Here is a 15,746-nt window from a genome sequence, read left to right as displayed (position 1 = left end):
AGCAGAGCGTACTTTTGGGTACGTGAGCACCGGAAGCCACAGGAAGCCGCATTTGCAGGCCGGCATCACCTGAATATCGACACAGCCTACCCCAGCAGCTGCTTGCTCAGCCTCGCACACTGCACGCGGATATCGGGGATGGCGTCGATCTCGAAGAAGGTGCCGCGCGTCAGCGGGCCGACGGCGAGGATCTTGGCCGAAACGGTTCCGTCGCCGGCGATGATCTCGCATTTGGTCGATACGTCGAGGCCGATGCGCAGCGGATCCGGCCTTGCCAGGCCGCGGTCGACCAGCGAGCGCACGACGCTGTTCGACGAGGTCGAGATGTCCCTGACGATGCCAGAGCAATCGTAGATGCGGGCAACCTCGAAGGTCTCGAGACGCTGCGTGTGACGCGACTGGACCTGGACGGTGAATTCGCCGTTGCGCGCAATGTCGACGACGCGGCCGGCGACCAGGCGGATGCGGCCGGATTGCACGGCCTCGGTGACACGGGCGTAGACCTCGGGCGCCATGCGATGGCGGTGGATGTCCCACCAGGCCTTGGTGTGCTCGACGAAGCGGCGTTTGGCGGAAGCCGGCCAGTTCTGCCAGATCTTCTGGTTGAACGGCCGCAGCCCGTCGACGACGTCACGCCAGTCGATGCCGGCCTTCTGGTTTTCCTTGATCAGGTCGCGGAACCAGCCGACGAAATAGGAGAGCTGCGTGCCGAGCGGAATGTCGGCGACGTCGAGCTTGATCGGATTGCCCTTGCGATGCGGCGAGGGCAGCAGGCCGCGCCTGGACACAGCTATGATGTCGCCGCGATGGCCGCGTTGCTCCAGCGCCAGGAAAGCATCGACCATGCTGAGGCCGGTGCCCAGCACCATGACGCCGGCGCCGGGCGGAAGTGCTGTGTCGGCTTCCGATCCCATCCTGATGGCATGGCCTTGCGCCGGCTCCTCGTCGTGGCCGGTGGCCAGCACGGCGAGATGCGCAACGACGCTGGTGCCGTTGGCCAGCGCCACTTCGACGCCGGAGGCGGTGGGCGTGATCGAGAGGCTTTCCTCGCGGATCAGCCGAAGCCGACCGCTCTGCTTTTCCCGCGCTTCCAGATCGACCAGCAACTCGCCGAGATAGCGGGCATAGATGCTGCGTGGCGCATAGAAGGGCGCCTCCTCAGCCGTTGCCAGGCCGCGTTCCTGAAGCCAGCGCCAGAAATTGCCGGGATCGTCGGCATAGGCGCTCATGCCGGCGGCGCTGACATTCAGTACATGCGCCGACAGCAGCGTCGAATAGGCGATGCCCTGGCCGAAATGCGGGCGCCTTTCGATCAGCGTGACGCGCAGGTCGGGATTGGGCGACTTCAGGAGATGCGCGGCCAGCACGACGCCGCTGGCGCCGCCACCGACAATGATGATGGAGTTGGCGCGCCCGGTCATAGGCATGCCTTCGCTCTGCGCAGCGCCAGTGTCAGGCCTGGACCTTCACCGCGACCGGCAGATCGCCGATGCCGACCGACAGGTCGTCGAGAGAGATATCGCGCATTTCGGCGAGGCTGCGCTGATCGAGCACCTCGGCGATCGCCTGCCGGACCTCGAGCATCAGATGTCGGACTTGGCATCTCGCCTCGTTGCAATCTTCACAGCGCTGGTACTGGGTGCGGCTGGCGCAGGGGATCGGCGCCAGCGGACCGTCGAGGACGCGCACCACATGGCCGACCTTGATCTCGTCGGCGGGGCGCGCCAGGCGATAGCCGCCATCCTTGCCCTTGCGGCTCTGGACGAAGCCGGCATTGCGCAACTCGCCCAGGATGGCGTCGAGAAATTTCTTCGGGATGTTGTTGCCGGTGGCGACGTCGTTGACGAAGGCGAGCTGCCCGGCCGGCAATCGCGCGAGGTGGACAAGCGCCTTGAGGCCGTACTTACCTTTTTTGGTGAGCATGAGATCAAATTTTCTCTGGCATGCGACGGCATGGAACCATCGGTTGCAAAACGCCTGGCGTGCGTTGCCGCCGCGTCCAAGCCCGCATGACACATAAATTCTAGTGACATGATGTACAAGCCGAGAACTTCTGATTTTGCTTCGTTTTCAAGCCGCGCGGGCCATTTTGACTAGCCTTTGTGCCCACAGGGACACAAAAGCGCACGAGTTTGGGGGCGCGATCATCGCGATATGGTGACTGCTCATCGTCGCCTCCAATCTCAATGTCGATAAGATTACTATACTTACCCTCGAACACGCGGAATGGGTTGTCAAATCGGCGGTTATTTGAGGCATGAATTTGCCTGGAAGAGGCCGGAAGCGGGAATTCTAGTTCGCGGTGGGCGTAGGCGGAGCCATCACCGCAGTTCAGGAGGTTAAAGGTCGGTGGAACAGAGGGGGGCGCTGGCCCGCCGGCGTCGAAAGGCCTGCCCTGTGGCGACACTCTGCCCCACCGCAACCACCCTATCCGCCTCACCACCTCACCATCGACAGCTTTTTTCTAACAAGCCCGCCTTGGTTGGAAGGATTTAACTCTACAAGAACCATAGAATTAGCTGACTATTATGAAGCATTCCGGTTTTTCTCTTTTCAGGAGCCCTTCATGTCCACCATTTCGCGACGCATTCTTCTGCTCTCGTCGGCGGCACTTGCCGGTGCGGCCTTCCTCGGCCCGGCCCTTGCCAACGACCTCAAGATCACCATCGGCTACCAGACGGTGGTCGAACCCTCGAAAGTGCCGCAGGCCGACGGCGCCTATGAAAAGGCGACGAAGGCCACCATTGATTGGCGCAAATTCGATTCCGGCGCCGATGTCATCGCCGCGGTCGCTTCCGGTTCGGTCGATATCGGCTATGTCGGCTCGAGTCCGCTGGCGGCGGCGGCGAGCCGCGAGTTGCCGATCCAGACCATCTTCATCGTCGGCCTGATCGGCGAATCCGAGGCGCTGGTGGCACGCAACGGCGCCGGCATCGAGAAAATCGCCGATCTCGCCGGCAAGAAGGTCGCCGTGCCGTTCGTCTCGACGACGCATTACAGCCTGCTCGCAGCACTGAAGCATGAGGGCGTCGATCCGAAGTCGGTCGAGATCCTCAATCTCCGGCCTCCGGAAATCGCCGCCGCCTTCTCGCGCGGCGACATCGACGCCGCTTATGTCTGGGATCCGGCGCTCGGCCAGATCAAGACGACGGGCAAGGTGGTGGTGGATTCCTCGCAGGTCGCCGCCTGGGGCGCGCCGACCTTCGACGCCTGGATCGTGCGCACCGACTTCGCCGAAAAGAACCCGGAAGCGGTGCGCGACTTCGTCAAGGTGACGGGCGCGGCATATGCCGAGTTCCTCGCCAAGCCCGAAGCCTGGTCGGTATCGTCGCCGCAGGCGGCCGCGATCGCCAAACTCACCGGCGCCAAGCTGGAAGAAGTGCCGCAGCTGCTCAAGGGCTATGTCTTCCCGACGCTGGAAGAGCAGGCCTCCGACAAATTCCTCGGCGGCGGCACGGTCAAGGCGGTCGAAGCGACATCCACCTTCCTCAAGGAGCAAGGCAAGATCGACGCCGTGCTTCCCGACTATTCGAAATACGTATCGTCGAAATACGTCACCGAGGCGCTCGCCTCGAACTAGTACTCGCTTAACGCAATTCCGGACGGAAAACCGCTTCACGCTTTTCCTGGAATTGCTCTGAACGCGCGCGGATCTTTTTCCCTAACGCCGCGTGCTGACTGCCCCGGAACCGCTGACGAGGGCCGGGGCAGTCGGATTTCAACGAACCGCGAGGCATCCATGCCGCATCTCGTGCTCGACCCGCATCTCGTACTGGACAAGGTCTCGATCCACTATGACGGCCAGGCAGCGCCTGCCGTCGAGCGGGTGTCGATCGATGTCGCCAAGGGCGATTTCGTCGTGCTGGTGGGCCGTTCCGGCTGCGGCAAGACCTCGCTGCTCAACGTCGCCGCCGGCCTTGTCGCGCCGGCGCGCGGTACGGCTTCCATCAACGGCAAGCCGATCACAGCACCTGGCTCGGACCGGGCGGTGGTGTTCCAGAACGATGCTTTGTTCCCATGGCTGACGGCGCGCGAAAACGTTGCCTTCGCGCTCAGGCTGCGCGGTGTCGCTCCGGCCGAGCGGGCGCGGCGCGCCGATGAGCTGCTGGCGCTGGTGAAGCTCGCCGATGCCGGCGACAAGCGCATCTGGGAGCTTTCCGGCGGTATGCGCCAGCGTGTCGGCCTGGCCCGGGCGCTCGCCGCCGAACCCGAATTCCTGCTGCTCGACGAACCGCTCGGCGCGCTCGATGCGCTGACGCGCGAGCGCATGCAGACGACGCTGCTCGATCTGTGGACGGCAAGCGATGTCGGCGTGCTGATGGTGACGCATGGCATCGAGGAGGCGCTGGTGCTGGCCACCCGCATCGTCGTGCTGGCGCCTGGTCCGGGCCGCGTGGTGCAAACTTTCGAACCCGGTTTCTCCAGGCGCTACGCATCGGGCGAGGCCATCCGCACCATCAAGACCGACCCGGCCTTCGCCGCGGCGCGCGGCGAACTAACCGACGCGATCTTCGAAGGAGAGGCGGCATGACCGTTACCTCCTACACCGAGCGGCCGGGACACAAGGTCGACGAGACCGACGGCCTGTCGGTGCCGTGGTCGCGGTCCAGCCCGAAACGCAAAGGCGTTTCCGCGCGCGCGGTCAGCGTGGTGACCATCCTGGTGGTGCTGGCGCTGTGGGCGCTGTCGGCCCGCCTGCAACTGGTGTCGCCAGTGTTCCTGCCCTCGCCGGTTGCGGTGTGGAACAAGTTCATCACCGTCGCCCGCGACGGCTTCGTCGATGCGACGCTGCTGCAGCATGCCGTCGCCAGCCTGGGCCGGGTTTTCGCCGCGCTGATCGCCGCCATCCTCGTCGGCGTGCCGGTTGGGCTCGCCATCGGCATCAGCACGATCGGGCGCGGCATCTTCGATCCGCTGCTTGAGTTCCTGCGGCCGATCCCGCCGCTCGCCTACCTGCCGCTGGTCGTCATCTGGTTCGGCATCGGCGAACCGTCGAAGATCCTGGTGATCACTATTTCCATGCTGGCGCCGGTGGCATTGTCGACCGCGTCCGGCGTTCGCGGCGTTTCGCAGGAACGCATCAATGCGGCGCGCTCACTGGGTGCTACTCAGCGCCAAGTGGTCCGCCATGTCATCCTGCCGAGCGCGCTGCCGGCGATCCTGACCGGCCTGCGCATCGCGCTCGGCGCCGGCTGGTCGACGCTGGTCGCCGCCGAACTGGTGGCGGCGACGCGCGGGCTTGGTTTCATGATCCAGTCGGCCGCCCAGTTCCTCGTCACCGACGTGGTGGTGATGGGCATATTGGTGATCGCGGCCATTGCCTTCGTGCTGGAATTCACCCTCCGCAGGATCGAGCGCGTGCTCGTCCCGTGGGCGGGACGCGAATGATTGGGAACCAGAAGAGCAGGAGAGAATGCCGATGACCCATTCCACCGCCGTGCTGTTCGCCCAGGCCGGCAATTGGCTTCTCGCCTGGACCAGGGAAAGCCAGCCGCTTGAACAGCAACCGAAATCGCCAACGCCGGTCCGCTGGGACGCCGAGCGCGACCGCCTGCCGCCACGCGACGAGAGTTTTTACTGGGCCTGGCAGTACTGGTCGCAGTGAGGGGATTGGCGATTGGCACTAGCCCCCGCGTCTTCGTCATCCTAGGGCGGAGCAAGGAGCGAAGCGACGCAGCGCAGACCCCAGGATGGCGAATTCCAGGTAGCCAAAGAAGATAATTCCCATTCTCCCCTCTAACTCGCAAAATCATTCCTCTACTAAATTTATAGAATTACCTAGCCTCATCCATCTTCCAACCGGCGAGGCCATTTCCGGCGCCGATCCGCAGCGAAGGAGAGGGATCAATGTTCAATCTAACGAGACGTGTTTTCGGCATCGGCCTGCTGGCGGCGACGGTTGCCGTGTCGTTCGGCGCCACGGCGCAGGAGCTGAAGCAGTTCAGCATCGGCTATCAGAAGACCGGCCTGCCGGTGATCGCCAGGCAGCAGCAGGTGATCGAGAAGGCACTTGAAGACAAGGGCGTGACGGTCAAGTGGGTCGAGTTCACCGCCGGTCCGCCGCTGGTCGAGGCGCTCAATGTCGGCGCCATCGATGTCGGCTGGACCGGCGACGCGCCGCCGATCTTCGGCCAGTCGGCCGGTGCCAACATCGTCTATGCCGCAGCGCTGCCGTCGAATGGCGAGGGCGAGGCGATCTTCGTCAAGCCGGCGTCGCCGATCCAGTCGGTCGCCGATCTCAAGGGCAAGCGCGTCGGTGTCGGCAAGGGCACCAGCGCGCACAATCTGCTCGTCGCCGCGCTGGAGAAGGCCGGCATCCCGTTCGACCAGATCACGCCGGTCTATCTCAGCCCGGCGGATGCGGCCGCAGCCTTTGCCAGCGACCAGATCGATGCCTGGACCGTCTGGGATCCGTTCTTCGCCATCGCCGAAACCCGCTACCAGCCGCGTGTGCTGGCCCGCTCCAGCGAGGTGCTGAAGGTCAACACCTATTTCCTCGCCAACAAGGACTTCGCCAAGGCGCATCCCGAAACCGTCACCACAACGATATCAGCCTTGGGCGAGGCGGCGAAATGGGCCGACCAGAACCGCGACAAGGTGGCCGCGGCGCTGCATGAGGTGACCGGCGTGCCGCTCGACGCGCAGATCATCGCCGCCAACCGCACCAAATTCGGCGTCTTCCCGATCACCGACGAGATCATCGCCGGCCAGCAGGCGACCGCAGACCGCTTCTTCAAGCTCGGGCTGATCCCGAACACGGTCCGCATCTCCGACGCGGTGTGGACGGCACCCGGCAACTGACTTGTCCCCTGACGGCGCCGGATGAGAACGCCCGGCGCCATTTGCGTTCGCACCCATATCTCCAGGAGATCCGCCCGTGACTGTGCCAGACATGACCGCGCCTGCCAGCACCGCACCGCTCGATTTCTTCTGGTTCATCCCGACGCATGGCGACGGCTCCTATCTCGGTTCCGAGGAGCAGCAGCGGCCGCCCGAATTCGGCTACTTCAAGGAGATCGCGCAGGCGGTCGACCGGCTCGGCTTTCCCGGCGTGCTGTTGCCGACCGGCCAGAATTGCGAGGATTCCTGGATCACCGCGACGGGCCTCGCGACACTCACCGAAAAACTGAAGTTCCTGGTCGCGCTGCGGCCGGGCGTGACGCTGCCGACTTTCGCCGCACGCCAGACCGCCGCCCTCGATCGCTTGAGCAATGGCCGCCTGCTGCTCAATGTCGTGGTCGGCGGCAACCCGACCGAGCTCGCCGGCGACGGCGTCTTCCTGCCGCATGACGAGCGCTATGCCCAGGCGCATGAATTCCTGACCATCTGGCGCGGCCTGGTGTCCGGCGAGCGGGTCAATTTCAACGGCAAATATTACCGCGTCGAAAATGGCCGCCTCGACCTTCTGCCGCACCAGGAACGGCCGCCGCTCTATTTCGGCGGATCGTCGGATGCCGGCCAGGACCTCGCCGCGGACCTCGTCGACATGTATCTGACCTGGGGCGAACCGCCGGCGCAGGTCGCCGAGAAGCTGGCCGCGGCGCGCGCAAAGGCGGCGCGGCGCGGCAGAAAACTGCGCTTCGGCATCCGGCTGCATTTCATCGTGCGCGAGACCGAGGACGAAGCCTGGCGCGCCGCCGACCGGCTGATCAGCCATGTCACCGACGCCCAGATCGAAAACGCGCAGGCGCGCTTCCTCAACCAGATGGATTCGGTCGGCCAGCGCCGCATGTCGGAGCTGCATGGCGGCCGCCGTGACAGGCTGGTGGTGTCGCCCAATCTGTGGGCCGGCGTCGGGCTGGTGCGCGGCGGCGCCGGCACGGCGCTGGTCGGCACGCCGGAACAGATCGCCGGGCGCATCCGCGAATACCAGGCGATCGGCATCGATACCATCATCGGCTCGGGCTATCCGCATCTCGAGGAGGCCTACCGCGTCGCCGAGCTTCTGTTTCCGAAGCTCGGGCTCGGCACCAGGCGGCAGCGGGCGCATGAGAACATCGCCAACGAATTCTCGGTCGGCTTCCATGGCGCCAACCGCCTGCAGGCTTCGTCATGAGCTTTTCCACGCGCCTGCATAGCAACGCCATCGGCTGGCTGCTGCCGGCGCTGATCATTGCCGGCTGGGAGATTGCCAGCCGCGCCGGCGTCATGCCGGCCAACGTGCTGCCGGCGCCCAGCGCGGTCGCCGAGGCCTTCTGGCGGCTGACGCTGTCGGGCGAACTGATCCGCAACATCGGCGTCTCGACCGCGCGCGCCCTTGCCGGCTTTGCCGTCGGTGGCTCCATCGGTTTTGCGCTTGGCCTTGCCAACGGGCTGTCGACGCTCAGCCGCGGCCTGACCGACACGACGCTGCAGATGATCCGCAACATTCCGCATCTGGCGCTGATCCCGCTGGTCATCCTGTGGTTCGGCATCGACGAGGAAGCCAAGCTGTTCCTGGTGGCGCTCGGCGTGTTCTTTCCGATCTACGTCAACACGCTGCTCGGCATCCAGAGCGTCGACCCACAGCTGGTCGAGATGGGCCGCGTCTACGGCATGGACCGGCGCGCCCTGTTCTTCCGCGTCATCCTGCCCGGCGCGCTGCCGTCGATCTTCGTCGGCCTGCGCTATGCCCTGGGCATCATGTGGCTGACGCTGATCGTCGCCGAAACCATCTCGGCCAGTTCGGGCCTCGGCTACATGGCCATGCAGGCGCGCGAATTCCTGCTGATCGATGTCGTCGTGCTGTCGATCCTGATCTACGCGCTGCTCGGCAAGCTCGCCGACAGCCTCGCCCGCCTGCTCGAGCGTTTGTCGCTTGGCTGGCATCCGGCCTTCCAGAACGGATGAGAGATTGCCCATGACCGCCGCCAGCCTGACCGCAGCCCGTTCCTTCGTCGCCACGCCGGTGCGGCCGATCGGCTCCGTCGAAGGACAGCGGGCCTTTGCCTTCAGGCATGCCGGCAAGCGCTTCGGCGACAAGACCGTGCTCGACGGCATCGACCTGGACGTGCCGGCCGGGCAGTTCCTCGCCGTCATCGGCAAGAGCGGCTGCGGCAAGAGCACGCTGTTGCGGCTTCTGGCCGGGCTCGACCGGCCGACATCGGGATCGCTGTCCTTCGGCGTCGAAGAGGAAGGACACAGCCGCACGCGCTTCATGTTCCAGGAGCCACGGCTCCTGCCCTGGGCCAGCGTGGTGAAAAACGTCGAGGTCGGGCTGACCGGCATCGCCACCGGTAGCGAAGCGAGGCACCGCGCGCTCGACATCCTCGGCGAGGTCGGGCTTGCCGACCGGGCCGACGAATGGCCTTCGGTGCTGTCCGGAGGTCAGAAGCAGCGCGTGGCGCTGGCCCGCGCGCTGGTCGGCCACCCGCAGATCCTGGCTCTCGACGAGCCGCTCGGCGCACTCGACGCCCTGACCCGCATCGAGATGCAGCAGCTTCTGGAACGCATCTGGATCGCGCAGAAGTTCACGGCCGTGCTGGTCACGCATGATGTCGCCGAAGCGGTCGCGCTCGCCAACCGGGTCGTGGTGATCAGTGAAGGCCGGGTCGCGCTCGATCTGGATGTGCCCGTGGAACGGCCGCGCCGGCGCGGTTCGGTGGAGCTGGCCCGGCTGGAGGGCAAGATTCTGGATCGGCTGTTCGGGTAGGGCTGTCGGGGGCAGGGCCCTGGAGGACCGCCTTCCCCCACTCCGTCGCAGCTTCGCAGCACCACCTCTCCCCCCCTCCGGAGGGAGAGGAAAGGAGCCAAGGTCGGCGAGCTCGCGCTTTTCCTCTCCCCCGTCGATCGGGGGAGAGGTGGCCCGAAGGGCCGGAGTGGGGGTCGACCTTTCATCAAGCTCACCCGCTTGACCGGTTCGCCCACACCAACCCGATCAGCCCGACCAGCATGGTGACGACGCCGATATAGAGCCATTGCGACTGGCCGGTCATGAAGCTGCCGCCGACAACGCCGATGCCTTGCAGCGACCACAGCGCGCCGACGGCAAGCACAATCAACGCCAGCAGATTTTTGGTCAGCCTCATTGCCGGATCTCCCTTTTGAAGTCGATTGGTTACAGCATCGGGACCGCGATAAAAGAGCCAAAGGAAGTGGCCCGGCCGCGCCGAGCTCTACTTGGATATTAATGTTCGATCTTGTCAAACGGATGCCCGATAGCAACACAAAGATCATCGTTGATTGATCATCGCGTGCCGGAAAATCCCTGACAGACTGTTACCCAGCGACTCCAAACGTGTGCCATTGCCACGGAACCGCCAGATCACTGCCGCATTTCCCGCCTTATTTGGCACCTAACGGCTGGGGTCTGTCAAAAACGGAGCCATCCCCCAAATATGAAGAACCCAAAACAGACCGCGATTGTCGCGGTAACGATCGCTGCTGGCCTGATGGTCGGCGCTTCTTCGGCGACCGCCGCCGCCCAGTGCGGCCGCGCCTCGTGGTACGCCCTGCACTCCAGAACCGCCTCGGGCGAGCGCATGAACCCGTCGGCGATGACCGCCGCGCATCGCACCTTGCCTTTCGGCACCAAGCTCAGGGTGACCAACAAGAACAACGGCCGCAGCGTCGTCGTGCGCATCAACGATCGCGGTCCGTTCATCAAGGGACGCGTGCTCGACCTGTCGAAGGGCGCGGCCGGCCAGCTCGGCTTCATCGGCTCCGGCCACACTTCCGTGTGCATGGCGCGCGTCTAGAGCTTCCTGTGTCCGGCAAGGGCCGGACACATTACCTACACATTTCGCAGCCGCACACTGAGCCGGCTGGCACCGTTCGGCCCCGATTTCCATGGCCTTGAACCAAAGAAGCATTGGTCACGCAGCGTGACGTATTGCATCGCAGCAATTAGTTGTTAACTTCCCCGCGAGACATTTAGGCTCGGCGCTGCTCGTCGTGCCTTCGGTCGCAGGCAGCAGCGGGGTTTCTCGATGTTCTACCAGCTCTATGAGATGAACCACGCCGCCCTGCAGCCGGCGCGCCTCTATGCCGACGCGGTGCGGATGTTCTACTCCAATCCGCTCAATCCGTTTTCCCACACGCAATGGGGCCGTTCGATCGCGGCGACGGCCGAACTGTTCGAGCGCACCACGCGCCGCTACGGCAAGCCGGCCTTCGGCCTGAGCAAGACCGTGGTCGACTGGAAGAGCGTCGAGGTCGCCGAGAAGACCGTCTGGTCGAAGCCGTTCTGCAATCTCGTGCGCTTCGAGCGCGCTGTCCCCGCCGGGCGCAAGCCCGATCCGAAGCTTCTGATCGTGGCGCCGATGTCGGGCCATTATGCGACGCTGCTGCGCGGCACGGTGGAAGCGATGCTGCCCTATGCCGACGTGCACATCACCGACTGGGTCGATGCCCGCATGGTGCCGCTTGCCGACGGCCAATTCGATCTCGACGACTACATCGACTATGTCATCGACATGCTGCACACGCTCGGGCCGGACACGCATGTGATGGCGGTGTGCCAGCCTTCCGTGCCGGTGCTGGCCGCCGTGGCGCTGATGGAATCCAAGGGCGACCCGTTCGTGCCCTCGACGATGACGTTGATGGGCGGGCCTATCGACACGCGCAGCAACCCGACCGCGGTCAATCTGCTGGCGCAGGAAAAAGGCATCGACTGGTTCCGCGACAATGTCGTGATGCATGCGCCGTGGCCGGTGCCAGGCTTCGGCCGCGAGGTCTATCCAGGCTTCCTGCAGCTGTCCGGCTTCATGAGCATGAACCTCGATCGCCACATCATCGCCCACAAGGACTTCTTCATGCATCTGGTGAAGCATGATGGCGACAATGCCGAGAAGCACCGCGATTTCTACGACGAGTATCTGGCGGTCATGGACCTGACGGCCGAATTCTACCTGCAGACCGTCGACACCGTCTTCGTGCGGCAGGCCTTGCCAAAGGGCGAGATGACGCATCGCGGCACCAGGATCGATCCGTCGGCGATCCGCAACGTCGCGCTGTTCACGGTCGAAGGCGAGAACGACGACATATCAGGCCTTGGCCAGACCAAGGCAGCGCATGATCTTTGCCCCAATATCCCGGCTGAGCGGCACGCCCACTACATGCAGCCGGCGGTCGGCCATTACGGCGTGTTCAACGGTTCTCGCTTCCGCTCCGAAATCGTGCCGCGCATCGTCGACTTCATCACCAGCTACGGCCGCCAGGAGCGTGTCGCGGCGAAGCCGAAGCTGGTCCGCGCCGCCAAGAGATAATGCACGTCGTCCAAAATTGCGGGTTTTGGGACGATGATTTGCATAAAACCAAGCTTAACGGCGACAAGCCATGCGATTGACCGGTAAAAGCCGGCTGGCTGGCTGATTCTGTTGCACAAGTGCCGCTGTCCAGCCCCTCGGGTAACCATGCCGACAATCCGACCGTCGTCGTAATTGACACGGACTGTAAATCCCCCTTAACCTTTCGTTAATAACAAAGGGTGAGCGGGGACAATGATTTCCTCATCGATGGCGCGACGGCTGCGCGTGTATGTGGCGGCCGGGCTGGCAATGACGGCGGGCTGGGTGGCACCGGCCTTGGCGGGTGGAGCGATGGCGACCGGGGGGCTCACCTCGCAGCCGATCGGCCACTATGATTTCTGCAAGCTGCATCCGGGCGAGTGCTCGATCCGCCCGGCCAATCTGGCGCCGGCTCCGATGACCGACGCGCTGATGCGCAAGCTTCTCAATGTCACCGCCAGGGTCAACGCCGCCGTCAAGCCGATGAGCGACATGGACATCTACGGCAAGGACGAGGTCTGGGCTTATCCCGACAAGGGCGTCGGCGATTGCGAGGACTATGTGCTGGAAAAGCGGCGCCAGCTTTCGCGCATGAGCATCTCGCTTGCCGATCTTCTGATCACCGTCGTGCGCAAGCCCGACGGCGAGGGCCACGCCGTGCTGACGGTGCGCACCGACGAGGGCGACTATGTGCTCGACAATCTGACCGACAAGGTCAAGCCATGGGACGCGACCGGCTATCGCTTCCTCAAGCGGCAGGCGATCGACAACACCGGCCGCTGGGTCTCGATCCGCGGTGGCCAGCAAGTTCTGGTCGGCGCGGTTCAGTAGGCACCAGCAACGGCGGCTTCCCTAGGGGCGGCATCCAACGCTTCGTCATCCCAGGGCGGAGCAGGAGCGAAGCTCCGTCGCGAAGACCCGGGATCCATGCCGTGATGCCGATGAAGAACGCTGCGGCGCAGGAACAGGCGCCTGCAATCGTCATACCGTCATCACCAGATCTTTTGCCCCGTCGCGACGCTCGCAACTCGCGGCATGGATCCTCGGGTCTGCGCGCCCGCTCCGCCCGTGGATGACGAAATCGATGGGCCCTCCGCCAGAATTCGCATTTCTCCGTGAACCATTTCGCTCCGGCCAGCGACACACAGCCGTGAACCGAAACCAACCATGGAGACTTCAGATGACTGCTTTTCTGCGAAACACCCTTCTTGCCGCTATCGCGGTGTCGAGCATGGCCGGATCCGCCATGGCCGATCAGACCACCAGCTGTGCCAAAACCAACCTCAACGACCTCTGGGCCGGCCGCTGTTGCGGTGATGCCGGGGCGTCGGACTGCCTGGGCGGCGGAAACAATGGCCACGACCACGGCGATCATGGCCGGGGTGGAAATGGCGGCACCGCCGGCAAGAAATGATCTCACCACTGTGCCCGCCGGCGGGCCGCCGGCGGGCAGTGTCCTCGTGAGGCAGGCGAACTTGTACCGGCGCGGACCGTCAGGCTACGGCCGCTGGTTTAACGCCGCGCGGATCGATGCGGTGATGCGGCGAAGCTCGGTTTCGTCGAGTTTCTCGATGTTTTCCGCCAGCAGATTGGCGAGCTCGGTGGCGGCGGGGGAAAGACCCGACGTGTCGAGTTTTACACGCGGGTGCGAGGCCTCGGCCAGCCGCGCCAGTTCCTCGGCATCGTCCCAGATGATGTTGAAATAGCCGATGATCTTCTGGATCAGCGTCCAGGTCGGGGCGCCTCGCCTGCCATGTTCGAGCGCCGACAGATAGGCGGCGCTGACGCCGATCGCCGCCGCCATGTCCTTCTGGCGGACACCGCGTTCGCTTCTCAGCGTCCGCAGCTTCTCGCCGAACGGGGTCATGCGCCCGTCCTCATGAACGGACCCGCCGCAGGCGGATATAGAGCGCACCCGAACCGCCATGATTGCGGGCGGCATGATCGTGGCTGGAGACGAGCGGCCGGAAGGCAGGCGTCGACAGCCAGGCCGGCACGGCGCGCCGCAACACGCCATCGCCGCCGGAAGACGAGCCCTTGCCGGTGATGACCAGGACATAGCGGACGCCGCCGGCATGCGCCCGGTGCAGGAACGAGAACAGCAGCGAGTAGGCCTCGTCCTGCGTCATGCCGTGCAGATCGACGCGGCCCTCGATCGGCAGCCGGCCCTTCGACAATTTGTCCAGCGTCGGTTCGTCGAGGCGGTGCGTGACATGCTGCGCCTTCGGCTTCGCGGTCCCTGCGACATTGGCGACGGGCTGGGCGGGCTGCGACTGGCTTGGCTTGGCCTCGGCAGGAATTTCGGGGATATCGACGGCAAATTTCCCCTTCAGCGGCTTGGCCGTGCGCGCCACCAGGTTCCACAGAACCCGGTCGTCCTCGCTGAGCTTGTCCGGGCGCCGGGTCATCGGACCGCACCCGCAATGAGCGCGCGCGGCACCAGTGCATAAAAATCCGCGGCATTGCGGACCACGCCGGCGATCTCGCCCGCGGCATCGCCCGAACCGGCGAACAGGTCGCCCCGCGCCGGCCCGGTGATGGCGGAGCCAGTGTCCTGCGCGATCATCAGGCGGCGGAATGGTTTTGCGTCGAAGGCGGCGAGCGTCGGCGCGTCGATGTAAAAGGGCGTGCCGAATGTGTGCAGCAGGCGGTCGACGGCGATCGAGCGGCCCGGCGTCAGCGGCACCTTGGCGGCGGCGATCGGACCAAGGGCAACGTCCTCGACATCGGCGTGGCGGAAGAAGATGTAGGAGCGGTTCTGCCACAGGATCTCGTCGACGCGGTCCGGATGCGCCTTGAACCAGGCGCGGATCGATTGCATCGTCACTTCCGCCAGCGGGATCTCGCCAATCTCGCTCAGGACCTTGCCTGGTCCGGTGAAGCGCTGGCCGGATTTGGCGGCATAGGTGACGCGGGCAAGCCGGCCGTCGGTCATGGCGAGGCGTGCGGCACCTTGCACGTGAATGAAGAAGGCATCGACCTTGTCGGCCAACCAGGCGATTTCCAGGCCCTTGCCATCAAGCGCGCCGCGCTCGATCTCGCCACGGTCATGATATTCGACCGGCCCGTTCGGCGTCTGGCGCGCGAAAGCGAGATAGGGGTCCAGGCCCGGCGGCCGGTTTGCGTCATCGATATCGACGAGATCGGCCGGGCGCGACAGCAGCGGCACCGAAAACCGGTCCGTGCGCACCGGTGACGCCTCGACTTGCGGTTCATAGAAACCGGTGACGAGCCCATTTTCGGCAGGGATAAGCGCCGGGACAAAATGGCGCTCGAAGAAGGCGCGGGCCTCCCCGCGGGTCAAAACCGGCGACCGAATCGCCGGCGAAACGGTCCGGGCCTCGGCGTAGGCATCCGCAAAGGCGTCGAAGTCGACGCCGAGCGCGCCGCTGCGATAGGGTTTGGTCAGGACATGGAAGGCGGAGCGGCGAAAGGCGGCGAAGGCCGCCGAATGGTCGTCATCGTTCCAGCCGGGCAGATCGCCGAAGGCTTTCTCGACAAAAAGAGGCGATAGCGACACCGGAGCCTCGCCGCGTATTC

Annotated in this window: 18 protein-coding genes; 12 read left to right on the top strand and 6 right to left on the bottom strand. The window is 64.7% G+C overall.

All coding sequences use genetic code 11. The features are described from left to right. Nucleotides 1-86: 86 nt before the first annotated feature. Nucleotides 87-1,421, bottom strand: a complete 1,335-nt coding sequence (locus EN949_RS00315) for an FAD/NAD(P)-binding protein (RefSeq protein ID WP_013528704.1) — start codon at nt 1,419-1,421, stop codon at nt 87-89. Between the two features lie 31 nt (nt 1,422-1,452). Further along, nucleotides 1,453-1,923, bottom strand: a complete 471-nt coding sequence (locus tag EN949_RS00310; RefSeq protein WP_063169612.1) for an Rrf2 family transcriptional regulator — start codon at nt 1,921-1,923, stop codon at nt 1,453-1,455. A gap of 643 nt (nt 1,924-2,566) precedes the next feature. Between EN949_RS00310 and tauA the strand changes: the two genes are divergently transcribed. The 8 genes from tauA to EN949_RS00270 all read left to right on the top strand — a co-directional run bounded on the left by tauA (nt 2,567) and on the right by EN949_RS00270 (nt 9,631). Further along, nucleotides 2,567-3,580, top strand: coding sequence for a taurine ABC transporter substrate-binding protein (gene tauA / locus EN949_RS00305; protein WP_024502228.1), 1,014 nt, complete (start codon nt 2,567-2,569; stop codon nt 3,578-3,580). Nucleotides 3,581-3,739: 159 nt separating this feature from the next. Then, nucleotides 3,740-4,531 carry a taurine ABC transporter ATP-binding protein gene (locus tag EN949_RS00300; protein WP_127371510.1) on the top strand — a complete coding sequence of 264 codons (792 nt, stop codon included), beginning with the start codon at nt 3,740-3,742 and terminating at the stop codon, nt 4,529-4,531. After that, nucleotides 4,528-5,388 (top strand): ABC transporter permease subunit, encoded by an 861-nt coding sequence (locus EN949_RS00295; RefSeq protein WP_127366862.1) that lies wholly within the window; start codon nt 4,528-4,530, stop codon nt 5,386-5,388. The genes EN949_RS00300 and EN949_RS00295 overlap by 4 nt, the downstream gene beginning before the upstream one ends. 31 nt (nt 5,389-5,419) lie before the next feature. Continuing rightward, the gene (locus tag EN949_RS00290; protein ID WP_013528709.1) at nt 5,420-5,605 is read left to right on the top strand and encodes a hypothetical protein; all 186 of its coding nucleotides are present in this window, start codon (nt 5,420-5,422) and stop codon (nt 5,603-5,605) included. Nucleotides 5,606-5,847: 242 nt separating this feature from the next. Beyond that, nucleotides 5,848-6,801 carry a sulfonate ABC transporter substrate-binding protein gene (locus EN949_RS00285; protein WP_127366861.1) on the top strand — a complete coding sequence of 318 codons (954 nt, stop codon included), beginning with the start codon at nt 5,848-5,850 and terminating at the stop codon, nt 6,799-6,801. Nucleotides 6,802-6,892: 91 nt separating this feature from the next. Further along, nucleotides 6,893-8,056 carry an FMNH2-dependent alkanesulfonate monooxygenase gene (gene ssuD / locus EN949_RS00280; RefSeq protein ID WP_164767829.1) on the top strand — a complete coding sequence of 388 codons (1,164 nt, stop codon included), beginning with the start codon at nt 6,893-6,895 and terminating at the stop codon, nt 8,054-8,056. Beyond that, complete coding sequence (locus EN949_RS00275) at nt 8,053-8,829, top strand: ABC transporter permease subunit (RefSeq protein WP_027161252.1); 777 nt, start codon at nt 8,053-8,055, stop codon at nt 8,827-8,829. The genes ssuD and EN949_RS00275 overlap by 4 nt, the downstream gene beginning before the upstream one ends. Nucleotides 8,830-8,839: 10 nt before the next feature. Next, on the top strand, nt 8,840-9,631 hold the full coding sequence (locus EN949_RS00270) for an ATP-binding cassette domain-containing protein (RefSeq protein ID WP_127366859.1): 792 nt from the start codon (nt 8,840-8,842) through the stop codon (nt 9,629-9,631). A 190-nt stretch (nt 9,632-9,821) separates the two neighbouring features. Here EN949_RS00270 and EN949_RS35725 read toward each other — a convergent pair whose 3' ends face one another. Further along, nucleotides 9,822-10,007: a hypothetical protein gene (locus EN949_RS35725; RefSeq protein WP_024502222.1), complete on the bottom strand. Its 186-nt coding sequence runs from the start codon at nt 10,005-10,007 to the stop codon at nt 9,822-9,824. A 309-nt stretch (nt 10,008-10,316) separates the two neighbouring features. Here EN949_RS35725 and EN949_RS00260 point away from each other — a divergent pair, with 309 nt between their 5' ends. The 4 genes from EN949_RS00260 to EN949_RS00240 all read left to right on the top strand — a co-directional run bounded on the left by EN949_RS00260 (nt 10,317) and on the right by EN949_RS00240 (nt 13,620). After that, complete coding sequence (locus tag EN949_RS00260) at nt 10,317-10,676, top strand: septal ring lytic transglycosylase RlpA family protein (protein ID WP_013528714.1); 360 nt, start codon at nt 10,317-10,319, stop codon at nt 10,674-10,676. A 231-nt stretch (nt 10,677-10,907) separates the two neighbouring features. Next, on the top strand, nt 10,908-12,185 hold the full coding sequence (locus EN949_RS00255; RefSeq protein WP_063169608.1) for a polyhydroxyalkanoate depolymerase: 1,278 nt from the start codon (nt 10,908-10,910) through the stop codon (nt 12,183-12,185). Nucleotides 12,186-12,419: 234 nt separating this feature from the next. Continuing rightward, entirely contained in the window at nt 12,420-13,037 is a 618-nt protein-coding gene (locus EN949_RS00245; protein WP_013528717.1) for a transglutaminase-like cysteine peptidase, read from the top strand. A gap of 415 nt (nt 13,038-13,452) precedes the next feature. After that, a complete protein-coding gene (locus EN949_RS00240) occupies nt 13,453-13,620 on the top strand; it encodes a hypothetical protein (RefSeq protein WP_245265299.1) in 168 nt (55 codons plus the stop codon). A gap of 84 nt (nt 13,621-13,704) precedes the next feature. Here the strand turns inward: EN949_RS00240 and EN949_RS00235 are convergent, their stop codons facing one another. From EN949_RS00235 to EN949_RS00225, 3 genes are read right to left on the bottom strand one after another with little or no spacing between them, the layout of a single operon-like run. Further along, nucleotides 13,705-14,073, bottom strand: coding sequence for a helix-turn-helix transcriptional regulator (locus tag EN949_RS00235; RefSeq protein WP_013528719.1), 369 nt, complete (start codon nt 14,071-14,073; stop codon nt 13,705-13,707). Between the two features lie 10 nt (nt 14,074-14,083). Next, nucleotides 14,084-14,614 carry a Smr/MutS family protein gene (locus EN949_RS00230; RefSeq protein ID WP_024502221.1) on the bottom strand — a complete coding sequence of 177 codons (531 nt, stop codon included), beginning with the start codon at nt 14,612-14,614 and terminating at the stop codon, nt 14,084-14,086. Beyond that, nucleotides 14,611-15,726 (bottom strand): murein transglycosylase A, encoded by a 1,116-nt coding sequence (locus EN949_RS00225; RefSeq protein WP_127366396.1) that lies wholly within the window; start codon nt 15,724-15,726, stop codon nt 14,611-14,613. Before EN949_RS00225 ends, EN949_RS00230 begins: the two co-directional genes overlap by 4 nt. Nucleotides 15,727-15,746: the final 20 nt, after the last annotated feature.

Origin of the sequence: Mesorhizobium sp. M7A.F.Ca.US.007.01.2.1, from assembly GCF_003998165.1 — a bacterium.
Taxonomy (GTDB): domain Bacteria; phylum Pseudomonadota; class Alphaproteobacteria; order Rhizobiales; family Rhizobiaceae; genus Mesorhizobium; species Mesorhizobium ciceri.
Note: the sequence above shows the minus strand (reverse complement) of the source record. Positions and strands in the feature narration are given on the sequence as shown.